Raw genomic sequence first — 17891 nt, forward strand, 5'->3', positions numbered from 1 at the left:
AACATTAAAAGCGTATTTGTCCCGCTTATTTTCCTTCACGTTCAGACAAAGCAGCTCCGACAAATCCTTTGATCAATTTTTGTGGGCGATTTGGTCTTGAGATCAATTCTGGATGGAATTGACAACCAACAAAGAATTTTTTCTCTGTTAATTCCACGATTTCCACTAAACGATTATCAGGAGAAACACCTGAGAATACTAATCCTTTTTCTTCAAATAATTGACGGTATTTATTGTTGAATTCATAACGATGACGGTGACGTTCTTGTACTACATCGGCTCCGTCATAAGCTTCGGCTGTTTTCGTTCCTTTTTTAATTTTACATGGGTAAAGACCTAGACGTAACGTTCCACCTAAGTTTTCGATATTTTCTTGGTCTGCCATCAAATCAATGATATTATTTGTTGTTTCTGGTGTAGTTTCTGCTGAAGCAGCATCTTCCAAACCAACCACATTACGAGCGAACTCAACACACGCCATTTGCATGCCTAAACAAATCCCTAAGAAAGGCACATCATTTTCACGAGCGTAACGGATCGCTTCAATTTTTCCTTCGACCCCACGATCGCCAAAGCCACCAGGTACTAAGATACCATCTGCATCTTTCAAATATTCTGCAACATTTTCTTTGGTTAGATCTTGAGCCTTGATCCAGTCAAGTTCGATATCCGCATCAAAAGCAAAGCCTGAATGTTTCAACGCTTCAACAACTGAGATATAAGCATCTGGTAATTCTACATATTTACCTACTAAAGCAATTCGGACTTTTTTCTTCAGATTCAATACTTTTTCTTCTAATTGTTTCCATTCTTCCATATCAGCTTCTGGCGTTTCTAGTTTCAAATGTTCACAAACAATGCGATCCATCCCTTGTTTTTGTAAAAGCAATGGAATAGAGTAAAGTGTGTCCACATCTGGTGACTCAATCACTGCTTCGGGTTCTACGTCACAAAATTGTGCTAATTTATTTTTCACATTTTGTGAAACAGGTTGCTCTGTTCGAACCACCAAGATATTAGGTTGGATGCCTAAACCACGTAATTCTTTCACGCTATGTTGAGTTGGTTTAGTTTTCATTTCTCCAGCAGCTTTTAGGTAAGGAATCAATGTGGTGTGGATATACATCACGTTATCAGCACCAACATCCGCCTTCATTTGGCGTAGTGCTTCTAGAAATGGTAAAGATTCGATATCGCCGACTGTTCCGCCAACTTCAGTGATGATCACGTCTGAATCAGTCATTTTTGCCGCACGCATGATTTTCTCTTTGATTTCATTAGTGATATGAGGGATGACTTGAACAGTTGCTCCTAAGTATTCCCCTTTTCGTTCTTTACGAAGTACTTCTGAATAAATTTTCCCTGTAGTAACATTGGAGTATTTGTTCAAATTGATATCGATAAAACGTTCATAATGGCCTAGATCCAAATCAGTTTCTGCTCCGTCGTCTGTTACAAAAACTTCTCCGTGTTGGTACGGACTCATTGTTCCCGGGTCTACGTTGATGTAGGGATCAAATTTTTGGATGGTTACTTTTAAGCCACGATTTTTCAACAAACGACCTAAAGAAGCTGCAACGATTCCTTTACCAATCGATGAAACTACGCCGCCCGTTACAAAAATGTATTTTGTCATAAGTTCAAAAACTCCTTCTTCTTTTATCTGCAGGAAAAGTCCCAGAAAATGAACAAAGCTCCCTATTCTAGTTAGAATAGGGAGCAAAATTTCTGTGAACTTCTGACCCTTTAAAAGGGTGCCCAATGAGTATACTACAAGCAAATTTGAAGAAAGTCAAGCCTCTAATTTAACGTTGCAGATGTCGTTAATCATAAGAATAATCCAACGTCATTGATAAATGAAAACAGGTAGTTCACTCTCTAATAAAAAACTGCACGAAAAATGGTACACTCATTCTTTTAGTAAGAACGATTAGCCATACGACTTCTTTACTCATTCACTAGACTATCTTTGATGATCTCTAGAAGATTTTTGTCCTTGTTTTTCAGATGTGTTTGTACTTCTCGTTCCTGCAGCATTGAATTTTTCTGTCCTATTTTTTAACGGTAACAATTTTTCTACATCTAATTGTTTCCAGTTTTCTTGTCTTCTTTTCTTCAAATCCTCCACTTTTTTCATTACCTGTTCCTGTTGTTCGGGGGTCAAATTAGAAATTTCAGCTTGAAAACCTGATTTATCTTCAGCTTTAGTTCCCACCTTGCCTACACTTTCTTTAACCAACTCTCTAAATTCTCTTTTATATAATTCAAGGTTTGAAAGTTCCTGTGGATTGCCATGCACAAGATCTGTTTGTGGATGCTGTAACATATTGAATTCAGCATAGTTAGTCAGCAGTTCTACAGCATGGCGGTTAACCTGCCAACGTTCATTTACGTTTTCCACGCTCAAACCAAGATTATGTATAATTTCCCTATATTCATTCTGCCTAAGAGGCAAAACACGTCTTGAAGTACCTTCTATTGTTATACTATGTCGTGTATCTAAATTCGCTTCTAATATAGATACAACCTCGTGTTGTACAAGTGGAATAACTGGGTCATTCATTTGCTCACGAAGTACTGAAGTGATATCCTGTATCAGGGTAACAGGACGGCGTATTCTCAACTCCTCTATTTTTCTTGAAAGTCCAACATCCCTACTTGCTTTCATACCCTCAATTCTTTTCTTTTGAGATTCTTTAATTTCATTACGAGTATCAGGATGGAGGTCAAACAAGTCCACGAAAGAACCAATATCATTAGGTTTCATCTTAAACGTTTCTATATACAAATCCTATATCCTCACTTAAATCAGCCTCATTAACTTTGTAAGGTAATTCTGAATACATTTTTTTAAGACTTTCTGCAACCTCTGTGAATGTCCTTGAAGAATCTGTCATCGACTGTTGCACCATTTCGTTAATTTTTTGCTTTCGTTCTTTTTTTAAAAACTTGATTTTACGTCGAGGTTCTTGTTCAATCTCCGTTTTTCTAAGTGTTTCACGAAAATTTTCTTTATTTGCTAGTTCTAGCTTATCAATAGTTGAATTTATTTCATCTGGTGTAAAATAGTTTTTTTCAAAGAAGATGTATAATGCCTCACTTATCTCAGACTCGTCTATCGGTCGAATAGCATTAATTTCCGGATCATGAATCAATTGATTGATAGATACAACAACTGTATCTATCCTCTTTGAGCGATCAGAGAATGAATGGACTTCCTCACTTTGTTTGTTTAAATTTCTATGAACAGCTCTAAGTTTTTCTTCTCTTAATAAATATTTTTTTTTCACTTGATGTTTTTCCATTGAATTAATTTGTGATTTTCTAACCTGTTCACGCATATGATCATTTAGATTAAGACGATCTACTACGTAATTGATTTCATCTTTAGAATAAGTACGTAGGTCTAATACAAATATATTTTCTTCATCTTCCTCTAATTCTTTATTCATATCTTTGATTATTTGATCTAATTCAACTTCATTCATAAATTTATGCCTCCTTTATAATATAATAATAAGGCAATAACTTTAATTTGAGCACTCCTAATTTTCCTCCCAGAAGAAATAAATGTGCTCAAATTAAAAAGATTCAATTATTTATCATCATATACAATCTTCAATGAACTCATTTTTTACTTGTGCGTATCAACCAGGAGTGCAATAATCACTGTAAAACAAGAATATTCTTAGGAAAATTCTACACACAAAAAAAATGAAAAAAATTTTTTATACTATAGAATAGGTGTGTTATTCATATTTTGCAAATAATTTTCTTTCCATTAAAATTTTAAAAAAAATTTCAATCAGAAATAGCTGTATACTACTCGTAGAGAATGATTTCATTACACAATCCAACCAGTTATTTGTGATTCAGAATAACTTAACATCATCCGTTTCTCATTCTCGTACTCCTGAAGTGTATTCTTCAGGAGTTTTTTGTTGTCCCATATCTATTTTGCTCTCACTAAACCATGCACGAACAAAATAAGCCAAAATTTCCTAAAATAAGTCTTCAGCGACTAAGAAATCAGTTCAAGCAAACTGTCTTTCTTTTCAGTCGTACTCATTTTTCGTAAAATTTTGGCTTATTGTCCTGTTTATCAAGCATAAGAAGGTTGTGAATCAGAGGTCGTGAAAACATCGGTCAGCTTCGATGACAATAAGAAAGTATTTTTTAAAACAGCTTCTCACGTTTTGAAAAATTCAGGCTTATTTCAAGGAGCTGATGCTAAAAACCCATTTACTCGTTTTTAGAATGAGGTGAGATTGATCTCTCCAACTCCAATTATTCGTATTCTAATGGGGAAGCGATAATCAATATAATTCCAAGTATTGTTCTCTTTCCCATTCTGAAACAGTTTGTCTAAAGGCTGCCCATTCTAAGCGTTTTGCTTCGACAAAGTTCGAAAAGATATGTTGTCCCAATGCATCGATCATCACTTTGTCTTTTCTTAATTCTTTGATTGCATTATGGATCGTTGAAGGAAGATCTTGAATGTGGGCTTCTTCTCGTTCTTCTTCGTTCATCACATAAATATTTCGGTCCACCGCTGCTGGTGGTGTGATTTCATTACGAACGCCATCTAATCCAGCTTGTAATAAAACAGCCATTGCTAGATATGGGTTAGCAGATGGATCAACTGAACGCAATTCCAAACGTGTGGATAAGCCACGTGATTCTGGAACACGGACTAATGGTGAACGATTACGACCGCTCCATGCCACATATACTGGTGCTTCATAGCCAGGAACTAAACGTTTATATGAGTTGACCGTAGGATTGCAAACCGCTGTATAGGCACGAGCATGTTTCAATAGCCCACCTAGGAAATGATACGCTGTTTGGCTAAGTTCTAAATCGCCATCTTTGTCATAAAAGACATTTCCTTCATCATTGAACAAGGACATATTACAGTGCATCCCCGAACCATTGATCCCGAATAATGGTTTAGGCATGAACGTTGCGTGTAACCCATGTTTACGAGCAATTGTTTTAACGACTAGTTTGAATGTTTGAATATTGTCACAAGCATCCACAACGTCTGCATATTTAAAATCAATCTCATGTTGCCCAGGAGCTACTTCGTGGTGAGAAGCTTCTACTTCAAACCCAAGGCTTTCTAATTCTAAAACAATATCACGACGACAGTTCTCACCTAAATCTGTTGGTGCAAAATCAAAATATCCACCTTTATCGTTTAACGTGGTCGTGATTCCACCATCTTCATCTAACTTAAATAAGAAGAATTCTGGTTCTGGACCTAAGTTGAAAGAGGTAAATCCAAGGTTGCGCATATCTTTTAATGCACGTTTCAAATTCCCGCGTGGATCACCTGCAAAAGGTGTGCCATCTGGGTTATAGATATCACAAATCAAACGAGCTACTTTGCCATGATCACTTTCCCAAGGGAAGATCATCCATGTTGAAAGATCAGGATACAAATACATATCGCTTTCTTCAATCCGAACAAAACCTTCGATCGAAGAACCATCAAACATCATTTTGTTTTCAAGTACTTTATCGATTTGACTAACGGGTACTTCGACATTTTTGATCGTTCCTAAGATATCTGTGAACATTAATCTTAAAAATCGAACGTTCTCTTCTTCAATGATTCGTTTAATTTCATCACCAGTTATTTGTTTCTTTACCATGGTATCCCTCTTTCTTTTTCTTTATATTATTCAGTCAAAGAATTGTCGTTGCATTCCTTGCGACTGATAATGCCCAGTTTTACTTAGCCCACCTTGCGCCAATATCTCATCACGAAAAATTTGTCGAACGTCATGATCAGTTAGCGGTTTTTTGCTCTTTTCTTCCTGTTTTTTGGCTTGAGCCATTTCGTAAACTCGTTTGATACCAGCCATATTTAATCCATCAGAAAGATAATCTTTGATCTCTAACAACAAGTCAATATCGTTTAATGAATACATTCGACGATTTCCTTCGCTTCTTTCAGGATGAACAAAATCTTGTTCTTCATAATAACGAATTTGTCGTGCGGATAAATCAGTCAGTTTCATTACTGTACCAATTGGAAATACAGACATTGAACGGCGCAATTCCTTTTCTCCCATCAGACGTCCCCTTTCGTTTAACAAGTTGGGTAAAGTATACCAATCAAAAAAACTACTGTCAACCGCTTATGTCAGGTTTTCTAACATGAGAGTTGGTTTTTTTTACAAAAAAACTTGAGCAACGATTCATTGCTCAAGTTTTCTAACTTTAAAAAAAAAAAGAAAATACATAGGTCACTCTGATAAGAAAGAGACAACGACCATTTAACTATTCAGCCATTTAGAAGTTGACTTTGCAAATCCTTTTACTTCATATCCATTTTTTTCTTCTACAAAATGCTCTTTCAAAACGAGGGTTTGTCTTCGTAAAGCACTTAACGTTTGCCCATCCTGACTGGGTACAAAGAGCGTGTATGGCACCATCAATTCCAACAACTGCTGTTTGATCGCTTGTACTAGCTTTTCTTTCCCATCGGTACTTTGCGCCGATATCAATACATTTGGAAAGAGTGAGGGAGTAAATAAGGCTGGATCAATTTGATCCGCTTTGTTATAGACTGTTAATACAGGCATCTCTTCCATCTTTAGTTCCGCCATCAACTGTAATACAGTCTGCTCCTGCAAAATACGATCTGGCGAACTTGCATCAACTACATGTAACAATAGATCCATGGATTGACTTTCTTCCAATGTTGAATGGAACGCATCAATTAATTGTGTCGGAAGATCTTGAATAAATCCAACCGTATCAGTAACCGTAATCTCAAATCCTTCTGCAAATCGCCATTTCTTTGTTAAGGGATCCAAAGTAGCAAATAACTGATCTTTAGAATACGTATCCGCTTGCGTAAGCAAATTAAGAATGGTTGACTTCCCCGCATTGGTATACCCAATCAAACCAATTTGAAAGATTTCACTAGACTGTCTTTTTTGGCGGTTTCTCGCTCGATGCGCTTCTACAGCCTTCAACTCACGTTTTACCCCTAATATTTTATTACGGATATGACGTCGATCCGTTTCCAACTTGGTTTCCCCAGGTCCTCTCGTTCCGATTCCACCACCTAATCGAGACAATGACTTTCCTTGTCCAGCTAAGCGTGGTAAAAGGTACTCTAATTGTGCTAGCTCTACTTGCAGCTTTCCTTCTTTCGAACGGGCTCTCATGGCAAAAATATCTAAAATCAACTGGACTCGGTCAATGATAGGGATTCCTACTGCTTCTGAGACTAGCTGACTCTGCCGAGGTGTCATTTCATGGTTAAAGATAATCAGATCCGCTTCATGAGCATCCGCTTGTTGGATCAATTCTTGTAATTTACCTTTACCGATAATGGTTTGACGATCGACTTGCGGTCGTTTTTGCGTCAATGTAAATACAACTTCCCCAGAAGCTGTATTGGTCAGCTTGCTCAATTCTGCCATCGACTCTGTGAAGTATCGTTGATTCTGTTCTGTCTCAACGCCTACGATGATCACTTTTTCTTTTTTATTCGTCATCTTTTTCCTCCAACCACGTTCTGATCAATTGATCAATTTGCTCCATACTACTGGACTCTGCTAATAAATCAAACCAATGTGCATCAAGACGATTACGAAACCATGTCAATTGTCGTTTTGCATACCGTCTCGAGTTCATCTTCAACTGCTCCACAACGTTTTCTAAAGATTCTTCTCCCTTAAAATACGGATAGAATTCTTTGTATCCAATGCCCTGACTCGCTTGGACTTCACCAAGTTCATACACAAAACGTGCTTCTTCTAATAAGCCTTCCTCTAACATACTATCTACACGTTGATTGATGCGCTGGTATAACAAGGCTCTCTCGGTATTAAGACCAATCATACAATAATCATAAAGACGTGCGGGTTCCTCTTGCGGTGTTGTGATACTGTAACCAGTCACTTCAAATACTTCTAAAGCTCGAATCACTTTTCGTTGGTTATTCCAATGGATTTTTTCCGCTGCTAGCGGATCTTTTGTTTTCAAATACTCCCAAAGTTCTTTTTTACTGAGTGTTTCAGCTAATTCTTCATATTTTTTTCGTACTGCTGTGACGCTTTCCTCTTTTGCACCCAATTGAAAATCATAAAGCAAAGATTGAATATATAACCCTGTTCCACCAACGATCATTGGCAAATGGCCACGTTCTGTGATTTCTGTGATCAAATTTCGTCCAGCTTTTTGAAAATCTGCTACGGAATAAGTTTCATTCGGTTCGATGATATCAATCAAATGATGGGGAATACCTTCCATTTCTGACGTCTTTATTTTAGCTGTTCCGATATCTAATTTCTTGTAAACTTGCAGTGAATCCCCACTAATAATTTCACCGTTAAATTTTTTAGCCAATTCCACGCTAAGCGCTGTTTTCCCTACCGCTGTAGGTCCAACGATTACTAATACTTTTTCCATTATCATCCTACTTTTTCATTGTTTGTTTTATCCAAAATGCTTTTTGGGGAAAGTCTGTGATTATTGCATCTAGTTGTTGATCGAAACATCGTGTCATCTGCTGGTCGTCGTTGATGGTCCAGCATCTGATCGATTTGGGGAATGTCTCCATGGATGGCAAATGCTCCAAGTACCAGTCACCTCTAGGATGAATCCCTTCTATCCAAGGAGTATCTTCAGCTAACTGTACTTTCTTTTGTGACGTACTTAAAAGAAGATCCAGCTGTGCCTGAGGATCAATTTTTACTACTCGTTCCAATGTATGAAAGTTAAAACTGCAGTACGCATGTCGAAAAGGCCATTCCACTGCTTTTAATTGTTGAACTACTTTTTCTTCGATGCCAGCATACTCATATTTATCTGTTTTAATCTCGATCATTACCGTTCCACGATAATTCATTTCCCAAAAAAGATGCAAGACCTCTTTCAAAGTTGGCACTTTTGTTGCCTGAAACTCTGTATTGAACCACTTTCCTGCATTCAACTTTTTTATCTCTGCTAATGTTTTTTCCCGTACCAATCCTTTGCCATCCGTCGTCCGATCCACTTCCTCATCATGAATCACCACGATCTGCTCATCTTTCGTCAAATGAACATCTAGTTCAATCCCATCTACACCTATTCGAACAGCTTCGGCAAACGCAGGCAATGTATTCTCTGGATGGGTACCACTACTTCCACGATGCGCAAAAATCTGAACCATTTCATCACCACTTTCAGTCTCCTTGATTGTACCATAGGAAAAAGGCTGTGAAAAAGTCGTAATACTTCGAATGTCTAAGAATTAGGTTGACTTGTCATTCTAAAAAATGAGTAAACGGTATTCAATAAAGAACTCCTCAGCAATAAGCGATGATTTTCTAAAATATGAAAAGCTATAAAAAAGTCCTCTCTCATTCGCTTAAAGATGTTCTTCGACGATCAGTCAAAAAATCTCAAAATATGGGGAGCTGTTTCGAGATTTTCATTCTTCATACTCAGGGCAAACTGCTGTTTTCACAATCTCTCATTCATAGTGTTCCCTCTATCGAAAATAAGCCGAAAAAACCAAAAATATAAGGAACTACTTTTGGATTTTTCGGCTTATTTCTAAAAGCTAGACAATTCTGTCACAACCTTGCCTTTACAAATTATAAAAGTTTTTTGATCCTCTTCGATCTCAACTCAAAAAACAATTAGCTCCACACATTATCATTTGAGAAAAAGCCAATGGGTTGTCGCGTGACACTTTTTAATTGCGCTTTTTTTTCATTGATCATTTCCGTCAGATTATCCGTGAAGTTTTCTAAGATCACACGTCCACCTTTATAAGCATAACCGCCTATTTTCATCGTTTCGTCAGGAGAAAGAACGACTTTACGGTGCGCAATGTTTTTAAACAACTCCTCTAAGATGTAATTTGGAAGATAAAAATTATTTTGTGCAGCAAATGACTGTAAATAAGCAAAATCATCAATAGTGATATAACAATCATCAAATGCATCAAAGCTGACATATTCATCTAACAGTGTTGCTCTTTTTTGCAAGATTTCATTGATCTTTTTATTGAGTTGATTCAAAGTCTCAATCTCTTTGACTTTTAATTCTAACTCCCGTCTTCGTTGCTCTTTGTTTTCAAGATGGCGCATCTGAACAACCATCCCGATATATACTAAAATAGCTCCTAATAAAACGCCAATTAAGCCTACGATGCCAACTACCAATTAGTGTTCCTCCTTGCTGTATTCTTCTATTTCATCATAACATAAACGTGCAAGCACAGACTATTTTCTAAAATTTTTTTATTTGACCTTTATTGACCAAGAATGTATACTACTTTTTAGGTAGAAGAAATGAATTTGTGTTACACTATTTGTAAAGAACTTAAGGAGGAACCAAATTATGAATTTAATCCCTACAGTTATTGAACAATCCTCTCGTGGCGAACGAGCTTATGATATTTACTCACGCTTATTAAAAGACCGCATTATCATGTTAAGTGGTCAAGTGACAGATGATCTTGCAAACTCGATTATTGCCCAATTGCTTTTCCTAGATGCACAAGATTCTGAAAAAGACATTTATCTTTATATCAACTCTCCTGGCGGTTCGGTTACTGCTGGAATGGCGATTTATGATACGATGAATTTTGTTAAAGCAGATGTCCAAACCATTGTGATGGGTATGGCTGCTTCTATGGGTAGTTTCTTACTGACAGCAGGTAAAAAAGGCAAACGTTTTGCTTTACCAAATGCTGAAATCATGATCCATCAACCACTTGGCGGCGCACAAGGTCAAGCGACAGAAATCGAAATCGCAGCTCGTCACATTTTACAAACACGAGAACGCTTGAACAAAATTTTAGCAGAACGTACTGGTCAACCTCTTGAAGTGATCGAAAAAGATACCGACCGTGATAATTACATGACTGCTGAACAAGCGAAAGCATACGGTTTGATTGATGAAGTGATGGAAAACAGTGCTGGATTAAACTAATATCATTTGTAAACTAAAAGGACGATGGGACTGCTCGATTGAGCGGCTCATCGTCCTTTTTTCAGTTGGAACGAAAGCTCGGTTTTTCAATGCTGTTCTTTAAACTTTCCTTCGTTATATTGTTCTCCAAGTTCAACGTAATGTTGAATATTTTGGCGATTCTTTTCAATCTCTTCTTCCGTTAAAGGACGAATGACTTTAGCTGGCCGACCAAATGCTAATACGTTGGGCGGAATGACCTTGCCTTCGGTCACTAAAGAACCAGCACCAATCAAACTATTTTCACCGATCACTGCATGGTTCAAAATAGTTGATCCCATACCAATCAACGCGCCCTTTTCGATGGTGCAACCATGAAGCATACATTGATGTCCTACCGTTACATTTTCAGCAATTTCAACTGGTGCATCATGGTCCACATGAATAACAGTACCATCTTGAATATTCGTTCTTGCTCCAACTTTAACCGTATTGCTATCCCCACGAATCACCGCTTGATACCAAACTGTGACCGATTCTGCGAGCTCTACATCGCCAACAACAGTTGCATTCGGTGCAATAAATTTTTGACTCATTTTTACACATCTCCTTTTTTGGCTTATTTCCAATTATAGCAGAAGATGGATTTCTCCTTCAAAAAGACTGGCAGCTATTATTTCATAGTCCCTTCAAGCACGCCTACTCTCTAGGGACTGAGACAAAAGTAGCATCTTCGGAAAATTTGCCGAAATTTACCAAAAATTTGAGAAGCACCAAGTAGGTAACAATCAACATCAAAAACTAGTTTTTGTGTTTCTTGTCAATTTTCGGAAATTCCTTCTTATTTCTTGATGCTGAACACTTTTGTCTCAACCTCTCGTTTTTACACAAATAAAGAGCTCAGAACAATCTTTCGTGTTCCAAGCTCTTTCCTTTTATCTATATGCTATCTAAACTGGTAGCTAAATTTTATCCATTTACTTTAGAAATATTGATTGAGCCGATATAGCCAGCTTTATAGTTTTCCACATTGATTAGTGGGCTTGTTTCTCCTTTATTTACTTTAAAAGTAGTTGTAAGTCGATAGTATCCTTTTTTTTCTAAAACCCCATCTCTCATCAATGTGGTGTTAAGGAGTTCACGACTATCTTTAGACGAAGTATCTTCCTTCAATGCCACTTTTACATAATGGTCACTCAACATATCGACCACTGGTTTCACATAAACGGTTACTCGATAAGTTGCATTTTCTTCTAAAGCTTCACTACCGTTAAAGATTTTATATACACTAGCATGCTGATCAGCAAAGAAAGTATAGTCACCTACTAAAGCATTCACAGGGTCTTTCACTAGTTCAATGTCATCTCCTGAGAACATTTTCCATCCAGCAGTTTGTCCGTCAGGCCAAGTATCATTGATTTTCACCGTTACATTAATCGTTTTTCTAGCCACTTCATTTACACTATTTTTCACTTCATAAGTGACTTGGTATTTTCCAGGAATAGAGGAATCAACGTTGTTTTCTACCACTTTGATTTTGTCTGTGATGTCTCCGTCAACACGATCATAAGCACTTAGATTGATTCGTTTGTCAAATGGATCAAATAACTCATCGTGCAAAATTTCAATATCATTTGCATGTAACTCTGGTTTTTCAAAAACAGCTGCAAATTGATTGATTCTGACAGTATGCGTATTGAAGTGTTCTCCTGTTGCAGCTCCAATCGTAAAAGTATATTTCTTTGATTTATCGATGTTTGGATTTTTCAATTCCCAATGTTGCCCATCGTAATCTGCAGTAATAAGTTGTTGCTTGCTATTCCATTTTAACGTTAATTTTTTAAAAGTATTTGGCGTGAATTTAATTTGTTGCATAGGAGCTAAAGCGGTTAAAAATCCGCTGTTGGCATCTGTTGAAACAAAGCCTCCATGAGCACCAACCATTTGAGCATGGTTGAAAGAAGTATCCGCATCATCTCTATCTGGCGCTTTAGAATAGGTATCCAATTCAAATCCAATTCCCTTTTTCAGGCCTCTGATACCTAGACCACCACCATTAGCTCCAATGTCGCCAATTGCTCCTTGGTGGAAAGCCACACCTACCCCATCAGCACCATTTACATTATCACCTAAATTGACATCCATATCCAACAAGAAATCATAGTTCATATCAAGGGAGACGATTCCAGATATTGTTCCTTTTTGAAATTGTTTCGATTGAGTAAGACGAGCTGTATGGGAATCAAGTTGGACGGCACTTCCATTAAATGCGACGATGTCTTTCAAATCAAAATTATTTTGATCCACATTTTGGGAGATAGCAATATTTTTATTGACTAAAACATTACTAGTTTCTGCATTTACTGACAATCCAACAACACTTACCCCAATTAATCCAATAGTTCCTGCACATACTTTTTTACAAAAGGTCTTTTTGTTCATAATAAATAACGCTCCCATTCATATAGTTATTTTTTATACACTATCCTTTTCCGTTCTATCTGCATTTCACCATCTCTTTTCATTCTTTTAGTAAACAATTACGCGTAAAATTCATTTACTAGCAAGCATCCAGTAGTAGAAGCATTTTTGAATGCTATTTCGCCTCCCTTGATCTTTTTTCTACTACAAAATTATCGTAACGCTCAGATCCTATTATTTTTATTTTGTATAGTAGTCCAACAAATAAAAAAAGAGGTGAGACAAAAATGTTTCGCATCAAGAAATAAGAAGGGATTTCTGAAAATTAACAAGAAGCATAAACACTCGTTTTTTGCTGTTGATCGTTACCTACTTGGTGCTTCTTATTTCTTGATGCTACTTTTATCTCACTGTTTATTCGATTTTTAGAGATACTAAAAGAGACTGAGGAAAGTTTTTCCTCAGTCTCTCTATTCTAAAATTCTTTCTTATTTGCTCGGAGCTGATCGCTTCTTTCACGACCTCTTGGTTTAAACGGTGTTCAAGAAGCAACTCCTTGAAATAAGCCTGAATTTTTCAAAACATGAGAAGCTGTTTCAAAAAATTCTTTCTTATTGTCATCGGAGCTACCCGCTTCTTTCACAACCTCTTGGTTTAATCGGTATCAAGCATCAGCAACATCTTCAGCAAATTGGCTATTGTACAGTTTTTCATAGAATCCGCCTTGAGCTAACAGCCCTTCATGCGTTCCTTTTTCGATAATTTGTCCTTGATCCATCACTAAGATCAAATCCGCATCACGAATTGTTGAAAGGCGATGAGCAATAACAAAACTTGTTCGTCCTTCCATTACACGATCCATTGCTTTTTGGATCAATGCTTCTAAACGAGTATCGACAGAACTAGTAGCTTCATCAAGTATCAAGATTTTAGGATCAGAAACTACGGCTCTGGCAATAGTCAATAATTGCTTTTGCCCTAACGAAACATTGTCACCTTCAGCGTTGATTTCCATTTCGTACCCATCAGGCATTGTCCGAATAAAATGATCAACGTTAGCTGTTTTTGCTGCGTCAACGACTTCATAATCCGTCGCATCTAATTTACTAAAACGAATATTATCAGCGATTGTCCCTTCATAGAGCCAAGCATCTTGAAGAACCATCCCAAATAATGAGCGGACATCACTACGACTCATCGTTTTAGTATCAATACCATCGATTTTTATTGCCCCATGACTCACATCATAAAAACGCATCAATAAATTAATCAGAGTGGTTTTCCCTGCACCGGTTGGTCCGACTACCGCAACTGTTTGACCAGCTTTTACTTCAAAGTTCAAATCTTGAATCAACGGTTTTTTAGGGTCATAAGCAAAATCAACATGTTCAAATGAAACATTTCCTGCTACTGTTTCTGGTAAAGTGACATCCACTTTATTTTCTTTTTCTTCTGGTTCATCTAAAATCTCAAAGACACGTCTGGTAGCCGCAGATGCACTTTGCAATACAGAAGATAACTGTGTGATATTCCCCATTGGCTGGCTGATTTGCCAAATATATTGGATAAATGCTTGTAATTGCCCCACAACGATGACACCCGTAATGACGTAAAAACTTCCCAATACAGCCATACCGATATAAGTAGCATATGCGGTCAACTGAACTAAGGGCATCATCAATCCAGATATAAAGGCTGCTCTAAATCCATAATGTTTCAATCGATGATTGACTTGTTTGAATCCTTCAAACGTTTTTTGCTCACGTCCATAAACTTTTAACACACTAAAACCAGTCATATTTTCTTGGACATAACCATTTAAATCCCCTAACGAATTTTGCATTTCTTGGAAATATTTTTGCGAAGCATTGATCACACGTTTTGAAATCCAGATAGATGCAGGAATCATGATCATCGAGATCAACGCCATCAATGGCTGGATATAAAACATCATCGCTGCTGCCAGTGTGATCCCTAAAATAGCATTCACCACACCGATAAACGCTTGCTGTAACGCTCCACTGACTGCGTCTACGTCATTCGTCACCCGAGATAAGATATTTCCTTGTTGATTTTTATCAAAATAAGAAACAGGCAATCGATTGATTTTTTCTTCAATATCTCTTCGCAAATCTTGCATTGCACTTTGCACGACATTCGTCATCAAAACACCTGAAAGTAATTGCGAAACACAATAACCAACGCCCACGATCGTGATCCAAATCAAACAATTGAAAATATAAGAAAAATTAATCGCTTCGTTGTTTGCAATATTATGACTGATCTCAGTAGTTGGCAATCCGACAACATAGGGTAAAGCAACGTTGAAAATCACCGTCAAAACAGTAAACAACAGCACAAAGAAAAATGTTAACTGATAAGGTTTGATGTATCGAGCTAATCGTTTTAAGGAAGATAATGTTTGTTTCATGCTAATTCCTCCTTCGATAATTGCGAAGCTGCGATATCATAATAGATTGGACAGTTTTCTAATAATTCACGGTGTGTCCCGATACCTACGACTTCTCCCTCATTCAAGACGATGATTTTATCAGCATGCATGATCGTACCCACTCGCTGCGCCACGATTAACACCGTTGATTCGGTCGTTTCTTTTTTCAAGCGAGCCCGAAGTTTTGCATCCGTTTGATAATCAAGCGCCGAGAAGCTGTCATCAAAAATATAGATTTCCGGACGTCGAATAATAGCTCTGGCAATCGCTAAACGCTGCTTTTGTCCTCCAGAGAAATTAGCTCCACCTTCGGAAAGAAGTTCATCATACCCATCCGTTTTCTTCGAAATGAAGTCCGTTGCTTGTGCGATTTCAGCTGCTCGCTCCATCTCCTCTTGCGTAGCATCTTCTTTTCCATATCTTAAATTATCTGCGATCGTCCCAGTAAATAACAATGCTTTTTGAGGAATAAAGCCAATTTTATCTCTTAATTTACTCAAGCGATAGTCCCTGACATCTACGCCATCAATAAGGATTTCCCCATCACTTACATCGTAAAATCGAGGAATCAATTGAATCAACGTTGACTTCCCGCTACCTGTACTACCGATGAATGCGACTGTCTCTCCTGGCGAAGCAGTAAAACTCACATTACGGATCACGGGTTCTTGTGAATGTCCAGGGTAAGCAAATGTCACATTCTTAAACTCAATATATCCTTTGGTTTTTGTTTCAGATACACCATTTGGATCTTCTTTGATCGACGGTGAGGCATCTAATGCTTCTTGGATACGCCCTGCTGAAACAGCTGCCCGTGGATACATCATAAAGACACTTGCAAACAGCATGAAGGAGAATAATGCATGGAAAATATATTCAATAAACGCAATCAGATCCCCCACTTGAAGAGAACCAGCATCGATTTGAACCGCTCCGCTCCAAATAATCAAGACCATTACAATGTTAAACAGGAAGTAGAATCCAGGCTGTGCAACAGCCATTAAACGAAACAAGCTTTTCGAGCTTTTTGTATAGTTATCATTAACTTTCGCAAATCGTTTTTCTTCAAATTTTTCATTAACGAATGCCCGGATAACACGTAATCCTGAAAGATTTTCACGTAAAATACTATTAATCTTATCCAAATTTTTCTGTTGTTTTTTTGATAACGGTTCAGAAAATTTCGCAATCGCAACCACTGAAAGTAGTAAAAACGGTAGCGCTCCGATCACATAATAACTCAATGAAACACTGGTCCGCATAACCATATAAAGACTGACAACAAACATCATCGGTGTCATAAATCCGATCCGTAAGATATTTTGTAAGAACAGCATAATTTGATAAGCGTCATTCGTCGTACGCGTGATCAACGAAGCAACCCCCAATGTTTCATATTCTTGGTGAGAATAACTCTGGATTTTCTTGAATAGATCGTCACGAATATCCGCAACGATGTTCGTCGTGATCCGTGAACCAAAATAGCCTAATAAAATATTCATAATGATCCCAACCACAGTAATCACGACCATCAAGATCCCTTGTTGTTTTACATAACCAAAATCGTTGTTACGAATCCCGACATCAATCATACGAGCTAAAATCGTTGGTAAGCCTAACTCAATTAAAATAAAACCAAATACGCAGATGAAATTTAATAACAAATATTTCTTATAGCGCATGGTATAGTGCCACATCAACTTCAAACTCTCATCTCCTTTTAATTAGAATAAATTTAGCTATTAATAAAAATAATAGCACACTCCTATAGTATATAGAACACCTCTCTCATCAAAAATTTTTTTTATTACATTTAAATGATAAAAAACATTTTTCCTTTCCACCTTGTTGATTTCTATACTTATCCACTTTTTTATGCTAAAATAGCAATTAACTATTGTATGAATTCATACATAAGGTACGGTTGAAAAAATTTCCGAACAGAGAAGCAAAACGAGGCTTGTCTCTTTGATTAGAATCGCTCATTTTAATCAAAGCATATCAAAAAACAGGTGGCTTGACCCCTCGTTTTGTGTTGTCTAAAAAAAATCAACTAGCTAAATTACTGCGACATGCAGATAAAGGAGACATA

14 protein-coding genes are annotated in these 17891 nt (G+C 37.2%); 1 reads left to right on the forward strand and 13 read right to left on the reverse strand.

Annotated elements, in window-relative coordinates; genetic code table 11:
* Positions 1-25 precede the first annotated feature (25 nt).
* From AB3H93_RS12465 to AB3H93_RS12505, 9 genes are all read right to left on the reverse strand, one after another.
* Positions 26-1636, reverse strand: coding sequence for a CTP synthase (locus AB3H93_RS12465; RefSeq protein WP_010718709.1), 1611 nt, complete (start codon positions 1634-1636; stop codon positions 26-28).
* A gap of 327 nt (positions 1637-1963) precedes the next feature.
* Complete coding sequence (locus AB3H93_RS12470; protein ID WP_368020640.1) at positions 1964-2788, reverse strand: hypothetical protein; 825 nt, start codon at positions 2786-2788, stop codon at positions 1964-1966.
* Entirely contained in the window at positions 2769-3488 is a 720-nt protein-coding gene (locus AB3H93_RS12475) for a hypothetical protein (RefSeq protein ID WP_368020641.1), read from the reverse strand. The genes AB3H93_RS12470 and AB3H93_RS12475 overlap by 20 nt, the downstream gene beginning before the upstream one ends.
* 828 nt (positions 3489-4316) lie before the next feature.
* Complete coding sequence (gene glnA / locus AB3H93_RS12480; RefSeq protein WP_010718711.1) at positions 4317-5657, reverse strand: type I glutamate--ammonia ligase; 1341 nt, start codon at positions 5655-5657, stop codon at positions 4317-4319.
* Between the two features lie 30 nt (positions 5658-5687).
* Positions 5688-6080, reverse strand: coding sequence for a MerR family transcriptional regulator (locus AB3H93_RS12485; protein WP_010718712.1), 393 nt, complete (start codon positions 6078-6080; stop codon positions 5688-5690).
* A 204-nt stretch (positions 6081-6284) separates the two neighbouring features.
* Positions 6285-7517, reverse strand: coding sequence for a GTPase HflX (gene hflX, locus AB3H93_RS12490; protein ID WP_034698955.1), 1233 nt, complete (start codon positions 7515-7517; stop codon positions 6285-6287).
* A complete protein-coding gene (gene miaA, locus AB3H93_RS12495; protein ID WP_368020642.1) occupies positions 7507-8433 on the reverse strand; it encodes a tRNA (adenosine(37)-N6)-dimethylallyltransferase MiaA in 927 nt (308 codons plus the stop codon). The genes hflX and miaA overlap by 11 nt, the downstream gene beginning before the upstream one ends.
* Before the next feature lie 7 nt (positions 8434-8440).
* Entirely contained in the window at positions 8441-9175 is a 735-nt protein-coding gene (locus tag AB3H93_RS12500) for a glycerophosphodiester phosphodiesterase (protein ID WP_368020643.1), read from the reverse strand.
* A gap of 472 nt (positions 9176-9647) precedes the next feature.
* Positions 9648-10175 carry a hypothetical protein gene (locus AB3H93_RS12505; RefSeq protein WP_010718716.1) on the reverse strand — a complete coding sequence of 176 codons (528 nt, stop codon included), beginning with the start codon at positions 10173-10175 and terminating at the stop codon, positions 9648-9650.
* A gap of 178 nt (positions 10176-10353) precedes the next feature.
* Here AB3H93_RS12505 and clpP point away from each other — a divergent pair, with 178 nt between their 5' ends.
* Entirely contained in the window at positions 10354-10947 is a 594-nt protein-coding gene (gene clpP / locus AB3H93_RS12510) for an ATP-dependent Clp endopeptidase proteolytic subunit ClpP (RefSeq protein ID WP_010718717.1), read from the forward strand.
* A gap of 86 nt (positions 10948-11033) precedes the next feature.
* Here clpP and AB3H93_RS12515 read toward each other — a convergent pair whose 3' ends face one another.
* From AB3H93_RS12515 to efrA, 4 genes are all read right to left on the reverse strand, one after another.
* Entirely contained in the window at positions 11034-11522 is a 489-nt protein-coding gene (locus tag AB3H93_RS12515) for a gamma carbonic anhydrase family protein (RefSeq protein WP_010718718.1), read from the reverse strand.
* A 373-nt stretch (positions 11523-11895) separates the two neighbouring features.
* The gene (locus AB3H93_RS12520) at positions 11896-13368 is read right to left on the reverse strand and encodes an immunoglobulin-like domain-containing protein (RefSeq protein ID WP_368020644.1); all 1473 of its coding nucleotides are present in this window, start codon (positions 13366-13368) and stop codon (positions 11896-11898) included.
* A 643-nt stretch (positions 13369-14011) separates the two neighbouring features.
* The gene (gene efrB / locus AB3H93_RS12525; RefSeq protein ID WP_368020645.1) at positions 14012-15778 is read right to left on the reverse strand and encodes a multidrug efflux ABC transporter subunit EfrB; all 1767 of its coding nucleotides are present in this window, start codon (positions 15776-15778) and stop codon (positions 14012-14014) included.
* Positions 15775-17505, reverse strand: a complete 1731-nt coding sequence (efrA, locus tag AB3H93_RS12530; protein ID WP_010738063.1) for a multidrug efflux ABC transporter subunit EfrA — start codon at positions 17503-17505, stop codon at positions 15775-15777. Before efrA ends, efrB begins: the two co-directional genes overlap by 4 nt.
* Positions 17506-17891: the final 386 nt, after the last annotated feature.

Origin of the sequence: Enterococcus sp. C74, from assembly GCF_040887125.1 — a bacterium.
GTDB classification, from domain to species: Bacteria; Bacillota; Bacilli; order Lactobacillales; family Enterococcaceae; genus Enterococcus_B; species Enterococcus_B hirae.